Source organism: Micromonospora sp. KC606 (assembly GCF_004348675.1).
Taxonomy (GTDB): domain Bacteria; phylum Actinomycetota; class Actinomycetes; order Mycobacteriales; family Micromonosporaceae; genus Micromonospora.
The window spans coordinates 1-2180 of the sequence record NZ_SMKN01000384.1 but is presented as its reverse complement, the minus strand read 5'-3'; the positions used below and the strand labels follow the sequence as shown (position 1 = coordinate 2180).

Here is a 2180-nt window from a genome sequence, read left to right as displayed (position 1 = left end):
TCTCCTCGGCCGGTGGTCTGGTGCTGGCCGCCGGGCAGGGCAACTACGCGGCGGCGAACACCTTCCTCGACGCGCTGGCCGAGCACCGCCGGGCGGCCGGCCTGCCCGCCACATCGCTCGCCTGGGGACCCTGGGAAGGCGTCGAGGAGCAGGTGGACGCGCGGGTGCTGGACCGCTCCGGCGCGGTGCCGCTGCCTGTACCGGACGGCCTGGCGCTGTTCGACGCGGCCCTGGGCGCGGCCGATCCGGTACTCGTGCCGCTCGCGCTGGACACCGCCGTGCTGCGCGCCGGTACCGCACTGCCGGCACTGCTGCGGTCGATGACCGGTGAGTCGTCCGCCGTCCGGCTGGTGGCCGAGGACGGCGTGGCCGCCCCGGACGAGGCCGCCGACCTGGCCGGGCGGCTCGCCGGTCTCGACGGCGCCGAGCGGATCGACGCCATGCTCCACCTGGTACGCGGCCAGGCCGCGGCGGTTCTCGGCTATTACGACCCGGACGCGGTCGACCCCGACAAGGCGTTCGTGGACCTCGGCGTGGACTCGCTCGCCGCCCTGGAACTGCGTAACCGATTGGGTACGCGGACCGGGCTCCGGCTGCCCGCCACGCTGATCTTCGACTACTCGTCCGCCACCCCACTGGCCCGGTACCTGCTGGCCGAACTGCTGCCGGAGCCCGATCCCGCCGCGCCTGCCCAGCCCGACGCCGAGGAGGTGGCCGTGCGGGAGAAGGTTGCCGGGATGGACGTCGCGGCGCTGGTCCGTTCCGTGTACGACACCGGAGAGGAGTCCACGTGAGGGAGCGGAGCGACGAGGTTTCCACCGAGCAAATCGTCGGGGCGCTGCGCCAGTCGGTCCTGGACAACGAGCGGCTGCGGCGCGAACTGGACCGGCTGACCGAGGCGGCCCGGGAGCCGGTGGCCGTGGTCGGCATGGCGTGCCGCTACCCGGGCGGCGTCCAGTCGCCGGAGGACCTCTGGCGGCTGGTCGCCGGAGGGGTAGACGCGGTGGGCGACTTCCCCGACGATCGAGGTTGGCCCACCGGGACGCTGTACCACCCGGAACCCGGCCAACCCGGCCGCACCTGTACCCGCCACGGTGGCTTCCTCGACGGCGCGGCCGACTTCGACCCGGAGTTCTTCGGCATCTCCCCGCGTGAGGCCCTGACCACCGACCCGCAGCAGCGGCTCTTCCTGACCGCGTGCTGGGAGGCGGTGGAGCGGGCCGGGATCGTGCCGGCCACCCTGCGGGACACCCCCACCGGCGTGTACGCCGGGGTGATGTCGCACGACTACGTGGCGGCCAGCAGCGACGGCAGCCTGGTCTCCGGCCGGGTGGCGTACGCGTTGGGGTTGGTGGGGCCGGCGGTGAGTGTGGATACGGCGTGTTCGTCGTCGTTGGTGGCGTTGCATGTGGCGGTGGGTGCGTTGCGGCGGGGGGAGTGTTCGCTGGCGTTGGCTGGCGGGGTCACCGTGATGGCCCGGCCGGACATGTTCGTGTACTTCAGTGAACAGCGCGGGATGGCCCCGGACGGCCGCTGCAAGTCGTTCGCGGACGGCGCCGATGGCGTGGGCTGCGCTGAGGGTGTTGGGGTGCTGTTGTTGGAGCGGTTGTCGGATGCGCGGCGCAATGGTCATGAGGTTCTTGCGGTGGTGCGTGGTTCGGCGGTGAACCAGGACGGTGCGTCTAACGGCATCACGGCGCCGAATGGGTTGGCGCAGCAGCGGGTGATTCGGGCGGCGTTGGCGAACGCTGGGGTGGATGTGTGTGGGGTTGATGTGGTGGAGGGTCATGGGACCGGGACTCGGTTGGGTGATCCGATTGAGGTGCAGGCGTTGTTGGCCACGTATGGGCAGGGTCGTGAGTGTCCGTTGTGGTTGGGTTCGTTGAAGTCGAATCTTGGTCACACGCAGGCGGCTGCGGGGGTGGCTGGTGTGATCAAGATGGTGATGGCGTTGCGGCATGGTGTGTTGCCGCGCACGTTGCATGTCGGTGTTCCGTCGTCGGTGGTGGATTGGTCGGCTGGTGCGGTGGAGTTGTTGGCCGAGTCCCGGTCGTGGGCGTCGTCAGGGGGTCGGGTGCGGCGGGCGGGGGTGTCGTCGTTCGGGATTTCTGGCACCAATGCGCATGTGATTGTGGAGGAGGCGCCGGGGGAGTTGGCGGGGCCGGTGGCTGGTGTGGTGT

At 71.0% G+C, this 2180-nt stretch carries 2 protein-coding genes; both read left to right on the top strand.

What is annotated here, in order from left to right; genetic code table 11:
* A partial coding sequence (locus E1193_RS31205; RefSeq protein WP_132186707.1) for a beta-ketoacyl reductase occupies window positions 1-794 on the top strand: 794 nt, incomplete at its 5' end.
* Window positions 791-2180 (top strand): beta-ketoacyl synthase N-terminal-like domain-containing protein (locus E1193_RS31200; protein WP_132186706.1); only part of this gene is annotated, 1390 nt, incomplete at its 3' end. The genes E1193_RS31205 and E1193_RS31200, both read left to right, overlap by 4 nt.